Source organism: Nocardioides panzhihuensis, from assembly GCF_013408335.1.
Taxonomy (GTDB): domain Bacteria; phylum Actinomycetota; class Actinomycetes; order Propionibacteriales; family Nocardioidaceae; genus Nocardioides; species Nocardioides panzhihuensis.
Window position 1 is genome coordinate 4,421,664 of record NZ_JACBZR010000001.1, and the last position, 17,580, is coordinate 4,439,243.

Sequence of the window (17,580 nt, forward strand, 5' to 3'; positions counted from 1 at the left end):
GATCTGTCGCTCTGCTACGGCTCGAGGCCGAGGAGGGCCCAGGCTTCGTCGGTGCTCATCGGGGCGCGCTGGGCGACCACGGCTGCCTCGACGGCGCGCTCGACGAGCTGGCGGTTGGCGTCGACGGGGACACCCTTGGCGAGGGTGAGGACGTCCTCCATCCCGACGCGCAGGTGGCCGCCCATGGCCAGCGAGGTGAGCATGACAGGGAGGGTCGAGCGGCCGATGCCGGTCGCCGACCACGAGGTCACCTCGGCCGGCAGCGCGGCGACGGCGGCGACCAGCGCCGCCGAGGTGCCGGGCATGCCACCGGGCACTCCCATGACGAAGTCGACGTGGACCTTGCCGCCGGCAGGCAGCCCGTACTTCCCCAGCAGCCGCTGCAGCGCGGCGACGTGCCCGAGGTCGAAGAGCTCGAACTCCGGCACCACACCGCGTTCCTGGGTGAGCTGGTAGAGCTCGGTGATGAACGGCCACGGGTTGGAGAAGACGTCGTCGCCGAAGTTGGTGGTGCCCATCGTCAGCGAGCAGGAGTCCGGCCCCGCGTCGAGCACCTTCAGGCGCTTGTCCAGCGGGTCGTGGACCGAGCCACCGGTCGAGAGCTGCACGATCAGGTCGGTCTTCTCGTGCAGCGCGTCGACCGTGTGGGTGAGCCGCCCGAGGTCGAGCGTCGGCGCGTGGTCGTCGTCGCGGATGTGGACGTGGATCATCCGCGCCCCGGCCTCCTCGCACTCGACGGCCGTCGCCACCAGCTCCTCCAGCGTCGTCGGCAGCTGCGGGCAGTCTTCCTTCGCGGTCTCCGCCCCGGTCGGCGCCACGGTCACAAGCAGTCCAGTCACCCGGACAATCTAGCGCCACTCGAACGTTTCACCGCAATATCTCCATCCGAAGATGGCAAAAACGACGTGGGAGCCCCGGAGTCAACCAGTGACTCCGGGGCTCCCACGTCAGGGATCGTCAGCCGATCGGGATCGTCACCTCGGCGACGTTGCCGACCGCGGCGTGGACCTTCTTGTCCACCGGCTCCGCCTTCGGCGCGAGCGTACGCAGGGTCCACTCGCCGTCGCCGGCGAAGAACCGGAAGTGGCCGGTGGCCGAGGTGGGCACCTCGGCGGTGAACTCGCCGGTGCGGTCGAGCAGCCGGACGTACGCACCGTGGACCGGCTCACCGGCACGGGTCACCTGGCCCTGGATGACTGCTTCCTTGGCGACATCGACGCCGGCGAGCGAGAGACCGCCCTCAGTTGCTCCGCACATCTCAGTTGCCCCCAAGGTCAGCAGAGCCGGGCTCGTCGCCGATGGCCACGGGCACGCCGACGAGCGAGCCGTACTCGGTCCACGAACCGTCGTAGTTCTTCACGTTCTGGTGGCCGAGCAGCTCCTTGAGCACGAACCAGGTGTGCGAGGAGCGCTCACCGATCCGGCACAGGGCGATGGTGTCCTTGCCGTCCTCGAGGCCGGCCTCACCGTAGATCTCACGCAGCTCGTCGTCAGACCGGAAGGTGCCGTCGTCGTTGGCTGCCTTGCTCCACGGCACGTTGATCGAGGTCGGCACGTGGCCGGCGCGCTGAGCCTGCTCCTGCGGCAGGTGCGCCGGGGCGAGCAGGCGGCCCGCGTACTCGTCAGGGCTGCGGACGTCGACCAGGTTCTTGACGCCGATGGCCTCGACGGTCTCGTCGCGGAAGGCGCGGATCGAGAGGTCCTGGTCCTTGGCGGTGTAGCTGGTCGCCTCGCGGGTGACGGCCTCGTCGGTCAGCTCGCGGGAGTCGAGCTCCCACTTCTTGCGGCCACCGTCGAGGAGCTTGACGTCGGTGTGGCCGTAGAGCTTGAAGTACCAGAAGGCGTACGCGGCGAACCAGTTGTTGTTGCCGCCGTAGAGCACCACAGTGTTGTCGTTGGCGACGCCACGCTCGGAGAGCAGAGCGGAGAACTGGTCCTTGTTGACGAAGTCACGGCGGACCTGGTCCTGCAGGTCGGTGGTCCAGTCGAGCTTGATCGCGCCCTTGATGTGGCCCTTGTCGTAGGCGGTCGTGTCTTCGTCGACCTCGATCAGCACGACCTTCGGGTCGTCGAGGTGCTCCTCCACCCACTGGGCGGAGACGAGGGAGTTCTCGCGGGTCATCTAGGTACCTTTCGTTTGTTACGGGCGTTCAGGGTCAAGCGAAACGCTTGATCAGCAGGTAGATCTCGCAGCCGAGGCAGAACCGGAAGACGGCGTTGAGCACGGCTGCGACGAGCGCGAGGCCGAGGGCGATCTGCGCCACGAGCGTGGCGCCGAGGACGTACGCCGCGAGCGCGACGACCAGGAAGGCGAGGCCGACGCCCTGGGCGAACCGGGGCGGTGCCGGGTCCTCGAGCTCATCGGGGGCGCCGAGGCGGGGACGTACGAACTTCTTGAACAACCAAGCGTGCGGGGTCCGCTGAACGCCGAGCCCCGTCCCGATCGCGAAGAGCACCGTCTGGATGACGGTCACCACGAGCGCCCAGGGCTGCGGCAGCAGCAGAGCCAGGAGGAGTACGACAACGGTCAGCGCCGCAGCGAACTGCGGGCCGCGCGGGTCGATTCCGGTCTGCGTCGCCGTCTGGCTTGAGGTCTCGGACATGGTGTGCTCCTGCGAGAGAGAAGGGGGTCGTCAGAACGAGCCTGACAGGCGAGAGCGATCCCCGGGTCGACTCGGTCGACAAATCTCAGGGATTCAGCGGCAGGAACGACACAGCGCCGAGCGCACGCGGCAGTGATCCACTGCGCGGCGCTTGGTCAGCATGGTCGAGAACATGGGAAGACAGTAACGCGCTGCCGAACCAGCAGGAAACGAATGTCTTGACATTCGGACAGCCGTATCAGGATTCGAGATCGATGGTCGGGATCGCGCTCAGCACCTGCTCCTTGCGCGGAGCCCCCGTGGCTCGCGCGATCTCGTAACCGCCGCCATCGATCACCAGGGTGGTCGGCGTCCTGAGGATGTCCAGGCGGCGCACCAGATCGAGGTGGTGCTCGGCGTCGATCTCGAGATGCACCACGCCCGGCACGATCTCGGCGACCTCGCCCAGGATCCGCCGGGTCGCCCGGCAGGGAGCGCAGAAGGCGCTGGAGAACTGCACCAGGGTCGCGCGCGCACCGAGCTCGGTCTCACCCAACGCGTCGCTGACCGCATCCCATGCGTGCGGCTCGGGCTTGTGGACCTCGTGGGGCACGTGAAGCTCCTTCGTACCTCGGAAGCGGCCGTCGCTGAGCATCCGGAACAGACCGAACGCGAGGGCGACGGCTATCGCGATGACGGCGATCCAGGCTCCGGTGCTCATAGGACTATTGAACCCGCATTCGGCTCAACTCATTCCCTCGCCTCGGAGGTCACCCGCCCGCGAACGGAGGGAGGAACTCGACCGTGGACCCCGGCGGGACCTCGATCCCGTCGGGGTCACCCGTGCCTGCCGGCCTGTCGCCGATGAGTGCGGAGCAGGCCTTCAGCACCTCGGGAAGGCGGGTGTCGGCGTGCAGCGCCGCGGCGCGGCGTACGACTTCTGCCAGCGACAACGGGCCGTCGACCTCGATCTGGTCGGACGGAGTCCCGGCCGCCGACTTGGCTGCCGCCCAATAGCGGACCTCTATAACGTTCGTCACTTTCTCGTGGACAACCTTCCTATGTCACCGAGAGGTTTCGTTAATATGGTCTAACGATCACCTCACCGAGGCTCAATGTTGCGTTTCGGTGCTCTTTCTCTGACTGAGAGGCACCCCCGATGAGCTCGCTTCTGTTGCTGACCAGTTCGCTCCAGCCTTCGACAGATGTCCTTCCCGGGCTCTCGCTCCTCGGCCATCAGGTGAAGATCCTCCCTGCTGAAGGTAGCGCGCTTCTCGAGGCTCCCGACTCCGACCTGCTGCTGGTGGACGGACGACAGGAGCTCGCCCAGGCCCGCGACCTGTGTCGGCTGATCCGCACGACCGGCACCGACATCCCCGTCCTGCTGGTCGCCACCGAGGGGGGCCTCGCGGTCGTCTCCCACGACTGGGGGATGGACGACGTCGTGCTGCACACCTGCGGCCCGGCCGAGCTCGAGGCGCGGATCAAGCTCGCGATCGGCCGCAGCTCGGCGGCTCGCGACGCCTCCGACCCCGAGGCCCACGTCATCCGCTCCGGCGAGGTCGTCGTCGACGAAGCCACCTACACCGCCAAGATCGGCGGCCGAGCGCTCGACCTGACCTTCAAGGAGTTCGAGCTCCTGAAGTTCCTCGCCCAGCACCCGGGCCGCGTCTTCTCCCGCCAGCAGCTGCTGCAGGAGGTGTGGGGCTACGACTACTTCGGTGGCACCCGCACCGTCGACGTCCACGTACGTCGCCTGCGCGCCAAGCTCGGCCCGGAGAACGAGACGCTCATCGGCACCGTCCGCAACGTGGGCTACCGCTTCGTGCTGCCGTCGAAGAAGAACGAGGCCAGCGCCGACAGCGCTCGGCTGGCCCCCTCTCGCGGCGTGGGTGCTGACGCCTAGGCTGCTCCTATGGCACTCACCGTCGAGCAGGTCCTGGCCATCGCTAAGGCGACCGAGGCGTACGACGGGGTGGCACCGCTCGACGAGGCCACGCTCCTGACGCTGCGCAACCGTCCGCAGGACGTCACGATCTGGGGTGACGTACGCGGGTTCGGGGCGCTGGTCGGCTCGGAGCTCTCCCTCGTCGTCCTGACCCAGCACCGCGGGGTCGGCCTCGGTCGGCAGCTGCTGCTCCGTGCGCCTTCGCTCCCGACCGGGACGACGGCGTGGTCCCACGGGGACAACCCGGCTGCGGCCGCCCTGGCCGCGAAGCAGGGCTGGGAGCGCACCCGCGAGCTGTGGGTGATGCGGCGCCCGGTCGCCGGTCTGCCGCCGGCTCCGTCTTTGCCGGAGGGGGTCTTCGTACGCGGCTTCGAGCCCGGTGACGAGGCCGAGCTGCTTCGCGTCAACGCTGCTGCCTTCGCACACCACCCCGAGCAGGGCGACATGACCGCCGCCGACCTCGCCGAGCGGATGGCCGAGCCGTGGTTCGACGCCTCCGGGCTGGTCACCGCATGGGAGGGGGTCTCGACAAGCTCGACCACCAGGTTGCTCGCGTTCCACTGGACCAAGCGACACAGCGAGACCGACGGCGAGGTCTATGTCGTCGGCGTCGATCCCGCTGCCCAGGGCCGGGGCCTCGGCAAGCTGATCACGCTCCTAGGGCTGCATCATTTGGCCGCCTCCGGCGGCGGGACCACCGGTGCTGGAGGGGACGGTGTCACGAACATCCACCTCTATGTCGAGGGCGACAACACTCCGGCCGTATGCCTCTACGAAGGGCTCGGCTTCACCCGCGCTGCGGCGGACACGCACGTGCAGTACACCCGCCGCTAGTCTCTGGTCGCGTGAAGCCGACCGAATCCCATCTCACCGAGACTCAGAGCGACCGGGCCGTCGGGGCCATCATCGGGACCGCGGTGGCCGACGCGCTCGGAGCTCACTACGAGTTCGACCTGCCTCCGCTCGGCGCGGACGAGCAGGCGCAGATGCTCGGCGGCGGGCTCGGCCCCTTCGCGCCCGGCGAGTGGACCGACGACACGACCATGTCGTGGTGCATCCTCGACGCCGCCGCGAGCGGTCTGGACCTGCGTACCGAAGCGGGCCTGACCGCGGTCGGCCGCAACTTCCGGAAGTGGTCGGAGTCGGAGCCCAAGGACATCGGCAACCAGACCGCCCGGGTGCTCGACACCGCCGGCCCCGCGCCGACCGCCGATCAGCTGCGGCACGTCTCGGAGAAGCTGCACGAGATGACCGGTCACACGGGCGGGAACGGCTCCCTGATGCGCACCGCGCCGGTCGCGCTGCGCTATCTCGGCGATCGTCCGGCGGTCGCGGAGGCCGCCGCGGCGGTGAGCGCACTGACCCACTGGGACGAGCACGCCAAGTCCGGCTGTGCCCTCTGGTCGCTCGCGATCGAGCACGCGGTGATGCACAGCGAGCTCGACGTACGCTCCGGCCTCTCCCTCCTCTCCCCCGCCGAGGCCGACTTCTGGGCCGAGAAGCTGGACGAGGCCGAGACCGAGGCGCCGGCGACCTTCAACCCCAACGGCTGGGTGGTGACCGCGCTGCAGGCCGCATGGTCCTCGATCGCCCAGACCCCGGTGCCCGAGGCCGACCCGGGCAGCCACTACGTCGAAGCGCTGAACACCGCCATCCGGATCGGCAACGACACCGACACCGTGGCCGCCATCGCCGGCGGCCTCCTCGGCGCCCACTGGGGTGCCGCCGCGGTCCCTCCCGAGTGGCGCGCCCTCAGCCACGGCTACCCCGGCGTCGCCGGCGACGTCCTGGTCACCCTCGCTCTCGACACCGTTGCCGCCGGACGGCGCTGAACCTGCTCCGGGGAACCGATCAGCGAAGCGGGCGGATGTGGAGGCCGATCTCGGGGTCGACCAGGATCTCCTGCGCGACCGGCATCCCGTCCACGTCGAGCTGCGCGTCGACAGGCACGTTGCGCTTGACCAGCCCCAACGCGATCGGACCGAGCTCGTGGTGACGAGCCGACGAACCCACGAAGCCGACCGTCTTCTCCCCGAAGACCAGCTCCGACCCAGCGGTCGGGAGGCGGTTCTCCGAGCCGTCCAGGTGGAGCAGGACGAGGCGGCGAGGCGGACGGCCCAGGGTGTGGACACGGGCGACCGTCTCCTGACCGCGGTAGCAGCCCTTGTCGAGGTGGACGGCGTACTCCGAGCCGGCGATCTCCGCCGCACCCGGCACCCAGCCGACCTCGTTGGGGATCGTGCGGGTGTCGGTGTCCACCCCGAACCGCGGCTCACCGCGCTCGATCCGGAGAGCCTCGAAAGCCCAGAACCCGCAGGCGGGACCCGCGGCATCGGCGTACGTCTCCAGGGACTCACGCGGGATGAACGAGTAGTCACCACCCCGCCAGACCACCGCCTGCGACGGCTCCAGCGTCACGGTGACGTCGGACCAGAACTTCATCCGCTCCAGGTACGCCGCCAGAGCATCACCACAGCCCGGCTCGGTCCACGCCAAGAACGAGGTGCCGTCGTCGACACCGGAGAAGAAGTGCTCGACGTGGCCCTGCGGCGACAGGACCAGGGCCGAGGTCCAGACCCCGGGAACCAGCCCCTCGAACGCCTGCGAGGTCAGCGAGTGCAGCCAGGTCAGCCGGTCGGGCCCGGCGATCCGGACCACGTCACGGTGGGAGAGGTCGACGAACCCCTCGCCGGAGGCCAAGGTCCGCTGCTCCACGTTGAAGGAGCCGTAGTGGGCGGCGACGGGTGCGTCGGCACCATCGCCGGCGACGGCACCGGGCAGGGACAGCAGCGGGCTGGGGGTTGTCATCATGGCTCCTCAGAAGAACAGTCGACACACGCTCCGAAGACGGTCAGATGAGCGACATCTACCTCGAAGGCGTACTCCTCACGCAGCCGCTCGCAGATACCGTCGGCCACTGATGGGTCAACACTGGTGACCTTCTGACACTTCCTGCAAACCGCATGAAAATGCGGGCGTCCGGAGACCGAGTGGTAGGTCGATGCCCGTTCGCCCAGGTGGGCGTGCCTCACCAGCCCGAGCTCCTCGAGGACCTCGAGGTTGCGGTAGACGGTGGAGAGGTTGATCGCCGAGGACGACTCGCGCACGACCGCGAGCACCTCCTCGGGGGTTGCGTGGCGCAGCTGCTCGACGGCACCGAGGACCAGCTCGCGCTGGGGCGTGAGGCGATAGCCCTTCGCGCGAAGGGCCTCACGCCAGTCCTCAGCCGCTTCGGTCATCGTGACTGCTTCCTAGGCCTTTCCTGAGCCTATTTGTTGGCACGCTTGAGTCGCGCCCACAGGTGCGGCTGCAGGGCCTGACCCATCGCAGCCATGTCGAAGGCGTAGAGCAGGTCGCCCTCGACGTTGCCGTAGAGGCGCTTGCCCGCGGTGTATTCCTTCGCGGTCTCGGTGCGGCCGACCGCGTCGGTGGTGAGTTCGAGCTTGCCGCCCTCTGCCTTGCCGTACCAGACCTCGATGATGCCGGTGTTGTGCGTCATCACCCACTCGACCTCGCCCTGGGGGCGGAATCGGACGAAGCCGGTCTCCAGCGCCGCGTCGCGCACCTTCTCCCCGGTCTCCGGGTCGATGATCCACGAGCGCGCGAAGTAGTGGAAGAACGGCCGCCCGTCGTGGGTGAAGATCAGCTCCTGCCCGAACTCGAACTTGTCGATCGTCGGATAGTCACCGTGCCCGTTGCCCTGCCAGGTGCCGAGCATCCACGCGCAGGGACCGGCATCGGGGTGAAGGTTCTCCGGAAGTTCGAAAGCCACACGCCGAGTTTAGGCCGTAGATCGGCTACGACCCGAAACGCAAGCGCTAATGTGCACGGCATGCAAGAACTCGTGGTGAAGGTGACCGTGGGCGCGGAGGCGCCCGAGCGTACGAACCAGGCCTTCACGGTCGCCTCGGCGGCCGCGACCGCCGGCGCGAAGGTGTCGCTCTGGCTCACCGGTGAGGCGACGTGGTTCGCCGTTCCCGGGCGTGCGGAGGAGTTCAAGCTCGAGAACGCCGCGCCTCTGCAGGAGCTGATCGGGCTGGTCTTGGATAGCGGTCAGGTGACCGTGTGCAGCCAGTGCGCCTCCCGCCGGGACCTGTCCGAGGAGGACCTGATCGACGGCGTCTTCATCAAGGGTGCGTTCGTGTTCGCCGAGGAGATCCTGCGCGAGGGCGTACAGGCGATCGTCTACTGAGATCGGCACCACCGAGAATTACACGAATGTAGTTCCAGGTCGCGGGGATGTTAATCCTCTCGGAGACTCCACACACCGCTTGGATCGCCGTTAGCATTCACCCTCGTGAGCACGCAGACCCCCAATGGCAAGTGGTGGAGCCGTGATTCGGCCGCCCAGCCGGGTGACGACGAGGACCTGACGGCGCGTGCTGCGGAGCTGGCCCGCGCCGCTGCCGCAGCCGAGTCGCTCCGCATCTCCGCCGAGCAGGCGGCCGCCGAGCAGGCGGCGGAGCGGTTGGTGGCCGAGGAGTCCGCTGCCAAGCACGCCACCGCCCGAGCCAAGGCCGACGAGACCGCCAAGCTCCACGCCGAGCTGGCGGCCGACGCCCACCAGGCGCGTGAGGTCGCCGAGAGAGCCGCGGAGGAGTACGCCCTCGCCCGAGTCGAGGCCGAGAAGCTCGCCGACACCCGCACCAAGCAGCGTGCCGAGGCCGAGGAGGCCGCGGTGGCGAGGGGCGAGGAGCTGGAGGCGGCCGAACGCCGCCTTCTCGAGGCGTCCCGTGTCGCCGAGGAGCAGGCCCGCGCACGCACCGAGGCCGAGGAGGCCGCCCGGATCAAGGCCGAGGAGGCCACCGCAGCGGCGGCCGCTGCCGCCGAGGCCAACACGAAGGCCGCCGAGCACGCCGAGCTGGCCCAGGCCGCCTACGCCGCGCGCAGCGTCGCCGAAGCCGCCGCCGAGGACCGCCTCGAGGAGATGGACGAGCTTCGCGACGCGCTCGCGGCGGCCGAGAGGGCCGCCCGCAAGGCCGCCGACGAGTCCCGAACCGCCTACGAGGCCCGCAGCGAGGCGGAGGCCGCGGCCGAGGCCGCCTACACCGCTCGCGCCGAGGCCGACACCCGTTCCGAGGAGCTCGCGCGGATGCGCGAGGAGGCCGACGCGGCCGCCGCCGGGCGGGCCGACGAGGCGCTGGCGGCGTTCACCGCGCGCCAGGCCGCGGAGCAGGCCGCCAACGAACGCGCGACGGAGGCCGAGAAGGCCGAGGCTGCGCGCATCGTGGCCGAGGAGGCCGCGGTCGCGATGGCGACCCAGGCCGAGCAGGCCGAGCAGGCTCGCAAGGAGGCCGAGGCTGCGGCCGAGGCCGCCTACGCCGCGGCCGAGGTCGCCGCGACCGCCCGCGCCAAGGCCGAGGAGGCGGCGAAGGAGGCCTTCGAGGAGCGCAAGTCCGCCGACGCCAACGCCGAAGACCACGCGATGACCCGGGCCGCGGCAGAGGCCGCAGCCGCCGACCAGTACGCCGTGGCCGCCGAGGCGCTCGCCGCCCGCACCGAGGCGGAGGAGGCCGCGCTGCGTGCCTTCAAGGCCGCCGACGCCGCCAACGACGCTCGTCTCGAGGCCGAGAAGAGCGCAAAGCAGTACGCCGAGTTCGCTGCCGCCGCGGCTCACGAGGCCAACGAGAACGAGGAGCGCTACCGGCAGCTCACCGAGCTCGCCTCGCAGGCCGAGCAGGCGGCCGAGTCCGCCAACCTGGCCAGGATGGCCGCCGACCAGCGCGCCTCCGAGCACGCCGACCTCGCCGTGCAGGCCATGGAGGGCCGCCGCGCCGCCGAGCGTGCCGCGACCGAGGCCAACGAGGGTCGCCGTGCGGCCGAGACCGCGCTGCGCGCCGCCCACGAGGCGATGACCGAGGTCGTCACCGGCCAGGCCCGTGACCGGGAAGAGGCCGAGCGCCGGATGACGGAGATGATGGACCGTCTCGCCGACGTCCAGGAGCAGGCCGCCGAGGCCGTACGCCTTCGGGTCGAGGCCGAGGAGGTGGCCGGCCAGAAGGCGATCGACCGTCAGGCCGTCGAGGCCTCCATCCTGCACAACACCCAGCTGGTCGAGAAGGCCATCGTGGACCGGCAGATCGCCGAGCGCCGCAGCGCCCAGCTCGCCAAGCAGCTCGCCGACCTGCGCGAGGCCGTCATGCTCGCGGTCAAGGGCGGCAGCACCAACAAGCGTGCGATGCAGGCCCTCGAGCTCACGCTCGCCGCCACGCCCTCGCCGCCCGAGGCGAAGCTCCCCATCCCGGACGCACCGGACGAGCCGCTCGTGGTCGAGCCCCTGCCGGCCGCCAAGCCAGCCCCGACGGCCGAGCCTGCCCCAGTGGCCGAGTCCGCTCCGGCGGCCGAGACCTCCGAGACTGCTCCCGCGCCGGTCTCCTCATCCGCCACCCCCGAGACCGGTCCCCCGACCGCGCCCGTGACCCTGCCGGAGCGGCAGCCGGGCAAGACGCAGGGTGACAAGAACCAGGCATCCGCCAAGGACCCGTTCGCGGATCCGGCCGACCTGCCGGACACCCCGAGCGACGCCCTCCCCCAGCGCTCCAGCGGCTGGCTGGCCGCGGTCAAGCTCGCCGAGTCCGGCAAGTTCCCCGGCGCCAAGATCCCGGGCGCCGACGGTGCCGCGCCCAAGCCCGCCGACGACTCTGACGCCGACCCGTTGGGTGAGATGGTCGGCACCAAGAAGCTCACCGTCCGCACCTTCAGGCCCGAGGACGGCTCGCTCATGACCGAGAGCACCGTCACGGTCACCGAGGAGGGCGTGCTCGACGTCCGCAAGGACGAGCAGACCCACACCTACGACCTCTACGACACCCACACCGACATCACCATCAAGGGTCAGCCGACCACCGACGAGTGGGTCGTCGAGTTCGCCACCGACGAGGCCGGTGCGGTCCAGGTCGACAAGTCGATGGTCGACCCCGAGGCGTTCCAGCGCGAGGTTCTCCGCTGGCGCCCGGACATGGCCGGCTGAGCGGCTTGCAGTGATACCCGGTTAACCGGGTATCACTGCACTTCTCAGGCGTTGCAACACCTGAGAAGTGCAGCAATTGCCTGAGAAGTCAGAGGTTGTCGCGCAGGGCCTGAGCGATCTCGAGCACAGCGGCGCGTGACGTACGCCCGGCGCCGACCACGTTCAGGAACCCGTGGATCTGGTCCGCGAAGCGCTTGTGCACGACCTTCACCCCGGCCTCCTCGAGCTTGGCCGCGTACGCCTCACCCTCGTCGCGCAGCGGGTCGAAGCCCGCGGTCGCGACGTACGCAGGGGCGACCCCGCTCGTCGGGATCTCCGCGTGCAGCGGAGCGTGGCGCGGGTCGCGGCGGTCGATCCACTCGGGCAGGTAGTTGTTGGTGGCCGCCGCGATGAAGTCGGCGGTCAGGTAGAAGCCCTCGCTGAGCTCCTCGCGGCTGCGCGTGTTCGCCTCCGACTGGGTGACCGGGTAGATGAGCAGCTGGAAGGCGCAGTCCTCGCCGACCGCGAGCGCGACCCCGGCCGCCAGGTTCCCGCCGGCCGAGTCGCCGCCGACCCCGATCCGGGCCGGGTCCGCGCCGAGCTCTGCCGCATGCTCGACCGCCCATCGGAACGCCGCGACCGAGTCGTCGTACGCCGCCGGGAACGGCGACTCCGGCGCCAGCCGGTAGTCGACCGAGAGCACCTTGACCCCAGACTCGCTGGCCAGCAGCCGGCAGGGGGCGTCGTGGGAGTCGAGGTCACCGAAGATGAACCCGCCGCCGTGCAGGAAGACCAGCAGCGGAGCGTTGCCCGAGGTGCCCTCGGGGGTGTAGAGCCGCGCCTTGAATCCCGCGACCCAGAGATCACGCACCGACCCGATCTCCTGACGGCCGCCACCGAGCTGCGACTGCCGCAGCAGCGCCACCCGCCCCTTCGGGATCGGCAGCGTCGACGGGTCCGGCTCCCCCGACACCTTCATCAGCGCGAGCATGATCTGCGTGTCCACCGCGAGCGTCTGCCCGTCGTAGGTCACCGGCTTGCCGACGATCCGCCGCTGCACCGCGGGCGGCAGGTTCATCGCCGCCGCGAACGCCGGCTTCTTCACCGGCACCAGCAACGGATCGATCAGGGACGACGCACGCGCGAGAATCGACATGCGCCCAAAGTACCCTGTTACCGGGACGTCGTGTAACAGGTAGTTCACCAGGCGGCCCACCGCGATACCCCTTCGAGCTCGGCCGGGCCGATCCAGCAACCTGGTGCGCAGGAGTGGGACGTACGGTGGAATCGACGGTTCCACATGACGCTCGGATGAAAGACTGGCCCCATGAGTCTCGACCCGCAGGCCCCCACCCGGTCGGCCGAGGACACCGTGAGCCTGACCGCGGTTCCCGACCAGCCGTTCGACGTCGAGCCCGAATACATCCCTGATCACGAGGCGCTGGCCGAGGTCGAGAAGTACGAGGACCGGTTCCTCGACCGAGAGCTGTCGTGGCTGCGGTTCAACGAGCGGGTGCTGGAGCTGGCCGAGGACGAGACGCTGCCGCTGCTGGAGCGCGTACGCTTCCTGGCGATCTTCACCTCCAACCTGGACGAGTTCTTCATGGTCCGCGTGGCGGGGCTCAAGAGAAGGATCGCGGCAGGGGTGGCGGTGAGAGCCGCCTCCGGGCTGATGCCGCGCGAGGTCCTCGAGCTGATCTGGAAGAAGACCCGGGAGCTCTCCGAGCGCCATTCCGAGGTGTTCCGCGGGCAGGTGAAGCCGGCGCTTCTCGCCGAGGGCATCCAGCTGCTGCACTGGGAGGACCTGACCCCCGAGGAGGTCAAGGCCTGCAAGAAGCTGTTCAAGGAGCGAGTCTACCCGGTGCTGACGCCGCTCGCGGTGGACCCGGCCCACCCGTTCCCCTATATCTCCGGCCTCTCGCTCAACCTCGCCGTCCGCCTGCGTGACCCGAAGACGAAGAAGAAGCACTTCGCCCGGGTGAAGGTGCCGCCGATCTTCGCCCGGTTCGTGCCGCTCGGCAACGACCGCTTCGTGCCGCTGGAGGAGGTCATGGCCGAGCGGCTGCAGAAGCTCTTCCCGGGCATGGAGATCATCGAGGTGCACACGTTCCGGGTCACCCGCAACGAGGACCTCGAGGTCGAGGAGGACGACACCGAGAACCTCCTGACCGCGCTGGAGAAGGAGCTGTTGCGGCGACGCTTCGGCCCGCCCGTACGCCTCGAGGTGCAGGAGTCGATGACCGACTCGACGCTCGACCTGCTGGTCTCCGAGCTCGGCATCTCCGACAAGGAGGTCTTCCGGCTGCCCGGCCCGCTCGACCTGCGCGGGCTGCACGGAATCGCCGACATCGACCGCGGTCAGCTGAAGTATCCGGCCTTCCTGCCGAGCACCCACCCGGCCCTGGCACCGGTCGAGAGCGCCGCGCCGGTCGACGTCTTCAAGGCAGCGCGCCGCGGCGACGTACTCCTCCAGCATCCCTACGACTCGTTCGCAACCAGCGTGCAGCGCTTCATCGAACAGGCGGCGGCGGACCCGCGCGTGCTCGCGATCAAGCAGACCCTCTACCGCACCTCGGGCGACTCCCCCATCATCGACGCCCTGATCGACGCCGCCGAGGCTGGCAAACAGGTGCTGGTGCTGGTCGAGATCAAGGCGCGCTTCGACGAGGTGGCCAACATCCGCTGGGCCCGCAAGCTCGAGCAGGCCGGCTGCCATGTGGTCTACGGCCTGGTCGGCCTGAAGACCCACTGCAAGCTGGCGATGGTGGTCCGCGAGGAGCCCGACGGCACCATCCGCCGCTACACCCACATCGGCACGGGCAACTACAACCCCAAGACCTCCCGGCTCTACGAGGACATGGGGCTGATCACCACCGACGAGGCCATCGGCGAGGACGTCGCCCACCTGTTCAACAACCTCTCCGGCTGGAGCCGCGAGGCGACGTACGGCCAGCTCCTGGTCGCCCCCGGCAACGTACGTCTCGGCCTGATCGAGCAGATCCACGCCGAGATCGCCCACCATCTGGCGGGGCGGCCGGCCCGGATCCGGCTGAAGGCCAACTCCGTGGTCGACGAGGCCATCATCGACGCGCTCTACCTGGCTTCCCAGGCGGGCGTTCCGGTGCAGCTGCTGGTCCGTGGCATCTGCGCGCTCCGTCCGGGTGTGGAAGGGCTCAGCGAGACCATCGAGGTGCGCTCGATCCTGGGCCGGTTCCTCGAGCACTCGCGGATCTTCTGGTTCGAGAACGGCACTCCCGACGACGGCGACGGACCGAGCGCCTGGATCGGCTCGGCCGACATGATGCACCGCAACCTCGACCGACGGGTCGAGGCCCTCGTACGCCTCCCCACCCCGGAGCTCGTGGCCGAGGTCGGCTCGCTGTTCGACATGGCCTTCGAACCGACCACGGACGCCTGGGTCCTCGGGCCCGACGGGACCTGGTCCCGCAACCACGCTCCCAACCATCTCCAGGCGATGTTGATCACACGTCAGCGTCAGCGCAGGCGAGCCTCGACAGGCTGAACACGCCCTGACTTTCGTCGTGTCAAGCGGACTCGCCTAACATGAGCGCGCAGGTCTGCCTCATCCAGCCAGGAGCCCCCCGTGCGTTTCCGAATCCGCCCGGTCGACACGTCGTTCTACGATCTGTTTACCGAGTCCGCCAACCACCTCGTCGGCGGTGTCTCGCTGCTCGCCGAGATGCTCAGCGACACAGCCGATCGCGAGGACGTCGCGCGACGCATGCGCGACGCGGAGCATGCCGCTGACGAGACCACCCACGAGATCGTCAAGAAGGTCAACTCGACCTTCGTCACGCCCTTCGACCGCGAGGACATCTACGCCCTCGGCTCCGGTCTCGACGACGTGATGGACTCGATGGACGAGGTTGTCGACCAGATCTTCGTCTACGGCGTCAACATCCTGCCCCCGGAGCTCTCCGACCAGGTCACCGTGCTCCAGCGCTGCGCCGAGCTGACCGCCTCCGCGATGCCCAAGCTTCGCTCGATGAAGGAGCTCTCGGAGTACTGGATCGAGATCAACCGTCTCGAGAACCAGGGCGACAAGAACCACCGTCGCATCCTCGCCAAGCTCTTCTCCGGTGAGTACGACGCGATGGAGGTCCTCAAGCTGAAGGACATCGTCGAGTCCCTCGAGGATGCGATCGACGCGTTCGAGAAGGTCGCGAACACCGTCGAGCAGATCGCCGTCAAGGAATCCTGACACCGTGGAACTTGCCATCGTCATCGCGGTGGTCGTCGTCGCGCTCGTCTTCGACTACACCAACGGCTTTCACGACGCCGCCAACGCCATCGCGACCTCCGTGTCCACCCGCGCGCTCACGCCGCGCATCGCTCTCCTGCTTGCGGCGGTGATGAACTTCGTCGGCGCCTTCCTGGGCCAGAAGGTCGCCCACACCGTCTCCGACACGATCACCCCACCATCGGGAGCGCACGGTCTGACCGTCGTGATGGCCGGCCTGCTCGGCGCCATCGCGTGGAACATGATCACCTGGTACTTCGGTCTTCCCTCGTCCTCGTCGCACGCCCTGATCGGCGGGCTGGCCGGCTCGGCGATCGCCGCCGGCGCGTTCGTCAACTGGATGACGGTGCTGGAGAAGGTCGTCATCCCGATGTTCATCTCGCCGTTGGTGGCCTTCGGCCTCGGCTTCGGCGTGATGCTCGCGATCATGTGGATCTTCCGGCGCGCCAACCCGCACAAGGCGCAGAAGGGCTTCCGGATCGCCCAGACGATCTCGGCGGCCGCGATGGCGCTCGGTCACGGTCTCCAGGACGCGCAGAAGACCATGGGTGTCATCTTCCTCGCCCTGGTCACCGGTGGTTTCCTCTCCGAGGGCGACGACCTTCCGTTCTGGGTCATCGCCGCCGCCGCCACCGCGATCTCCCTCGGCACCATGTCCGGCGGCTGGCGCATCATGCGCACCCTCGGCCGTCGCATCATCCACCTGGACCCGTCGCGCGGCTTCGCCGCCGAGTCGGTCGCCGCCTCGGTGCTCTACACCACGGCGTACGTCTGGGAGGCCCCGATCTCGACCACCCACACGATCACCTCGTCGATCATGGGTGTCGGCGCGACCAAGCGGTTCTCCGCGGTCCGCTGGGGCGTCGCGAAGTCCATCGTCATGGCCTGGGTCTTCACCTTCCCCGCCGCCGGCGGCGTCGCGGCCCTGACCTACCTGCTCTGCCACTTCGTCTTCCAGCTCCCGTAAAACCGCGCCGAGTCGGCGCATCTGACCCCGTGTCTCGCGAAGCGAAGCGAGCGAGAGGGGTCGGATGCGCCGACTCGGCATTTCGTTCTGTCTAGCCGAACCGACCCGAGATGTACGCCTCGGTGTCGGGGTTGTCCGGGTTGGTGAACATCTGCTTGGTGGGGTTGAACTCCACCAGGTGACCCGGCTGGCCGGCGGCCTTCAGGTTGAAGAAGCCGGTGTCGTCGGAGACCCGGGCGGCCTGCTGCATGTTGTGGGTGACGATCACGATCGTGTAGTCGGACTTCAGCTCGTGGATGAGGTCCTCGATCGCGGCGGTGGAGATCGGGTCGAGCGCGGAGCACGGCTCGTCCATGAGCAGCACCTCGGGCTGGACCGCGATCGCACGGGCGATGCAGAGCCGCTGCTGCTGACCACCGGAAAGCCCCATGCCGGGCTTGCCGAGGCGGTCCTTGACCTCGTTCCACAGGTTGGCGCCACGCAGCGCGCTCTCCACGATCGTGTCCGCTTCGGACTTCTTGATCCGCTTGGAGTTGAGCTTGTTGCCAGCGAGCACGTTGTCGTAGATCGACATCGTCGGGAACGGGTTCGGCCGCTGGAAGACCATGCCGACCTTGCGGCGTACGGCCACCGGGTCGACGTTCGGCCCGTAGATGTCCTGGCCGGCGATCGTGATCTTCCCCTCGACGTAGGCGCCGGGGATGACCTCGTGCATCCGGTTCAGGGTGCGCAGGAAGGTCGACTTGCCGCAGCCGGACGGCCCGATGAAGGCGGTCACCGACTTCGGCTTGACTGACATGGTGACGTCCTCGACGGCCTTGAAGTCGCCGTAGAAGATGCTGGTGTCCTTGACTTGAATGGACATGTGTTACT

At 68.9% G+C, this 17,580-nt stretch carries 19 protein-coding genes; 8 read left to right on the plus strand and 11 right to left on the minus strand.

Going from position 1 to position 17,580, the window contains the following annotated elements; all coding sequences use genetic code 11:
* Positions 1 to 14: 14 nt before the first annotated feature.
* The 6 genes from BJ988_RS21000 to BJ988_RS21025 all read right to left on the minus strand — a co-directional run bounded on the left by BJ988_RS21000 (position 15) and on the right by BJ988_RS21025 (position 3,622).
* Complete coding sequence (locus BJ988_RS21000) at positions 15 to 839, minus strand: 3-keto-5-aminohexanoate cleavage protein (RefSeq protein ID WP_179659852.1); 825 nt, start codon at positions 837 to 839, stop codon at positions 15 to 17.
* A 118-nt stretch (positions 840 to 957) separates the two neighbouring features.
* Entirely contained in the window at positions 958 to 1,257 is a 300-nt protein-coding gene (locus tag BJ988_RS21005; RefSeq protein ID WP_179659853.1) for a DUF1416 domain-containing protein, read from the minus strand.
* 1 nt (position 1,258) lies between these two features.
* A complete protein-coding gene (locus BJ988_RS21010; RefSeq protein ID WP_179659854.1) occupies positions 1,259 to 2,122 on the minus strand; it encodes a sulfurtransferase in 864 nt (287 codons plus the stop codon).
* A 34-nt stretch (positions 2,123 to 2,156) separates the two neighbouring features.
* On the minus strand, positions 2,157 to 2,603 hold the full coding sequence (locus BJ988_RS21015) for a DUF4395 domain-containing protein (protein WP_179659855.1): 447 nt from the start codon (positions 2,601 to 2,603) through the stop codon (positions 2,157 to 2,159).
* Positions 2,604 to 2,841: 238 nt separating this feature from the next.
* Positions 2,842 to 3,303, minus strand: coding sequence for a thioredoxin family protein (locus BJ988_RS21020; RefSeq protein WP_179659856.1), 462 nt, complete (start codon positions 3,301 to 3,303; stop codon positions 2,842 to 2,844).
* Between the two features lie 49 nt (positions 3,304 to 3,352).
* Entirely contained in the window at positions 3,353 to 3,622 is a 270-nt protein-coding gene (locus BJ988_RS21025) for a MoaD/ThiS family protein (protein WP_179659857.1), read from the minus strand.
* A 119-nt stretch (positions 3,623 to 3,741) separates the two neighbouring features.
* Here BJ988_RS21025 and BJ988_RS21030 point away from each other — a divergent pair, with 119 nt between their 5' ends.
* The 3 genes from BJ988_RS21030 to BJ988_RS21040 are packed head-to-tail and all read left to right on the plus strand — an operon-like array spanning position 3,742 to position 6,362.
* A complete protein-coding gene (locus BJ988_RS21030) occupies positions 3,742 to 4,488 on the plus strand; it encodes a response regulator transcription factor (RefSeq protein ID WP_179659858.1) in 747 nt (248 codons plus the stop codon).
* 9 nt (positions 4,489 to 4,497) lie between these two features.
* On the plus strand, positions 4,498 to 5,364 hold the full coding sequence (gene mshD, locus BJ988_RS21035; protein WP_179659859.1) for a mycothiol synthase: 867 nt from the start codon (positions 4,498 to 4,500) through the stop codon (positions 5,362 to 5,364).
* Positions 5,365 to 5,375: 11 nt separating this feature from the next.
* On the plus strand, positions 5,376 to 6,362 hold the full coding sequence (locus BJ988_RS21040; RefSeq protein ID WP_343051715.1) for an ADP-ribosylglycohydrolase family protein: 987 nt from the start codon (positions 5,376 to 5,378) through the stop codon (positions 6,360 to 6,362).
* 19 nt (positions 6,363 to 6,381) lie between these two features.
* Here BJ988_RS21040 and ygfZ read toward each other — a convergent pair whose 3' ends face one another.
* Genes ygfZ through BJ988_RS21055 form a run of 3 tightly spaced genes read right to left on the minus strand, consistent with a single transcriptional unit; the run spans position 6,382 to position 8,302 of the window.
* Positions 6,382 to 7,338 carry a CAF17-like 4Fe-4S cluster assembly/insertion protein YgfZ gene (ygfZ, locus tag BJ988_RS21045; protein ID WP_218861019.1) on the minus strand — a complete coding sequence of 319 codons (957 nt, stop codon included), beginning with the start codon at positions 7,336 to 7,338 and terminating at the stop codon, positions 6,382 to 6,384.
* Positions 7,338 to 7,769 carry a Fur family transcriptional regulator gene (locus tag BJ988_RS21050; protein WP_179659862.1) on the minus strand — a complete coding sequence of 144 codons (432 nt, stop codon included), beginning with the start codon at positions 7,767 to 7,769 and terminating at the stop codon, positions 7,338 to 7,340. Before BJ988_RS21050 ends, ygfZ begins: the two co-directional genes overlap by 1 nt.
* A gap of 29 nt (positions 7,770 to 7,798) precedes the next feature.
* Positions 7,799 to 8,302, minus strand: a complete 504-nt coding sequence (locus BJ988_RS21055) for a heme-binding beta-barrel domain-containing protein (RefSeq protein WP_179659863.1) — start codon at positions 8,300 to 8,302, stop codon at positions 7,799 to 7,801.
* Between the two features lie 60 nt (positions 8,303 to 8,362).
* On the opposite strand from BJ988_RS21055, the gene BJ988_RS21060 reads away from it, so the two are divergent.
* Together BJ988_RS21060 and BJ988_RS21065 are read left to right on the plus strand one after the other, a co-directional pair.
* A complete protein-coding gene (locus BJ988_RS21060; protein ID WP_179659864.1) occupies positions 8,363 to 8,722 on the plus strand; it encodes a DsrE family protein in 360 nt (119 codons plus the stop codon).
* A gap of 105 nt (positions 8,723 to 8,827) precedes the next feature.
* Positions 8,828 to 11,500 carry a hypothetical protein gene (locus tag BJ988_RS21065; protein ID WP_179659865.1) on the plus strand — a complete coding sequence of 891 codons (2,673 nt, stop codon included), beginning with the start codon at positions 8,828 to 8,830 and terminating at the stop codon, positions 11,498 to 11,500.
* Between the two features lie 88 nt (positions 11,501 to 11,588).
* On the opposite strand, the gene BJ988_RS21070 is transcribed toward BJ988_RS21065, so the two are convergent.
* On the minus strand, positions 11,589 to 12,635 hold the full coding sequence (locus tag BJ988_RS21070; RefSeq protein WP_246321542.1) for an alpha/beta hydrolase: 1,047 nt from the start codon (positions 12,633 to 12,635) through the stop codon (positions 11,589 to 11,591).
* Between the two features lie 171 nt (positions 12,636 to 12,806).
* Between BJ988_RS21070 and BJ988_RS21075 the strand changes: the two genes are divergently transcribed.
* From BJ988_RS21075 to BJ988_RS21085, 3 genes are all read left to right on the plus strand, one after another.
* Positions 12,807 to 15,002: an RNA degradosome polyphosphate kinase gene (locus tag BJ988_RS21075; RefSeq protein WP_179659866.1), complete on the plus strand. Its 2,196-nt coding sequence runs from the start codon at positions 12,807 to 12,809 to the stop codon at positions 15,000 to 15,002.
* An 81-nt stretch (positions 15,003 to 15,083) separates the two neighbouring features.
* Positions 15,084 to 15,701 (plus strand): DUF47 family protein, encoded by a 618-nt coding sequence (locus tag BJ988_RS21080; RefSeq protein ID WP_179659867.1) that lies wholly within the window; start codon positions 15,084 to 15,086, stop codon positions 15,699 to 15,701.
* 4 nt (positions 15,702 to 15,705) lie between these two features.
* The gene (locus BJ988_RS21085; RefSeq protein WP_179659868.1) at positions 15,706 to 16,707 is read left to right on the plus strand and encodes an inorganic phosphate transporter; all 1,002 of its coding nucleotides are present in this window, start codon (positions 15,706 to 15,708) and stop codon (positions 16,705 to 16,707) included.
* Between the two features lie 91 nt (positions 16,708 to 16,798).
* Here the strand turns inward: BJ988_RS21085 and pstB are convergent, their stop codons facing one another.
* Positions 16,799 to 17,572, minus strand: coding sequence for a phosphate ABC transporter ATP-binding protein PstB (gene pstB / locus BJ988_RS21090; protein ID WP_179659869.1), 774 nt, complete (start codon positions 17,570 to 17,572; stop codon positions 16,799 to 16,801).
* Between the last annotated feature and the right edge of the window lie 8 nt (positions 17,573 to 17,580).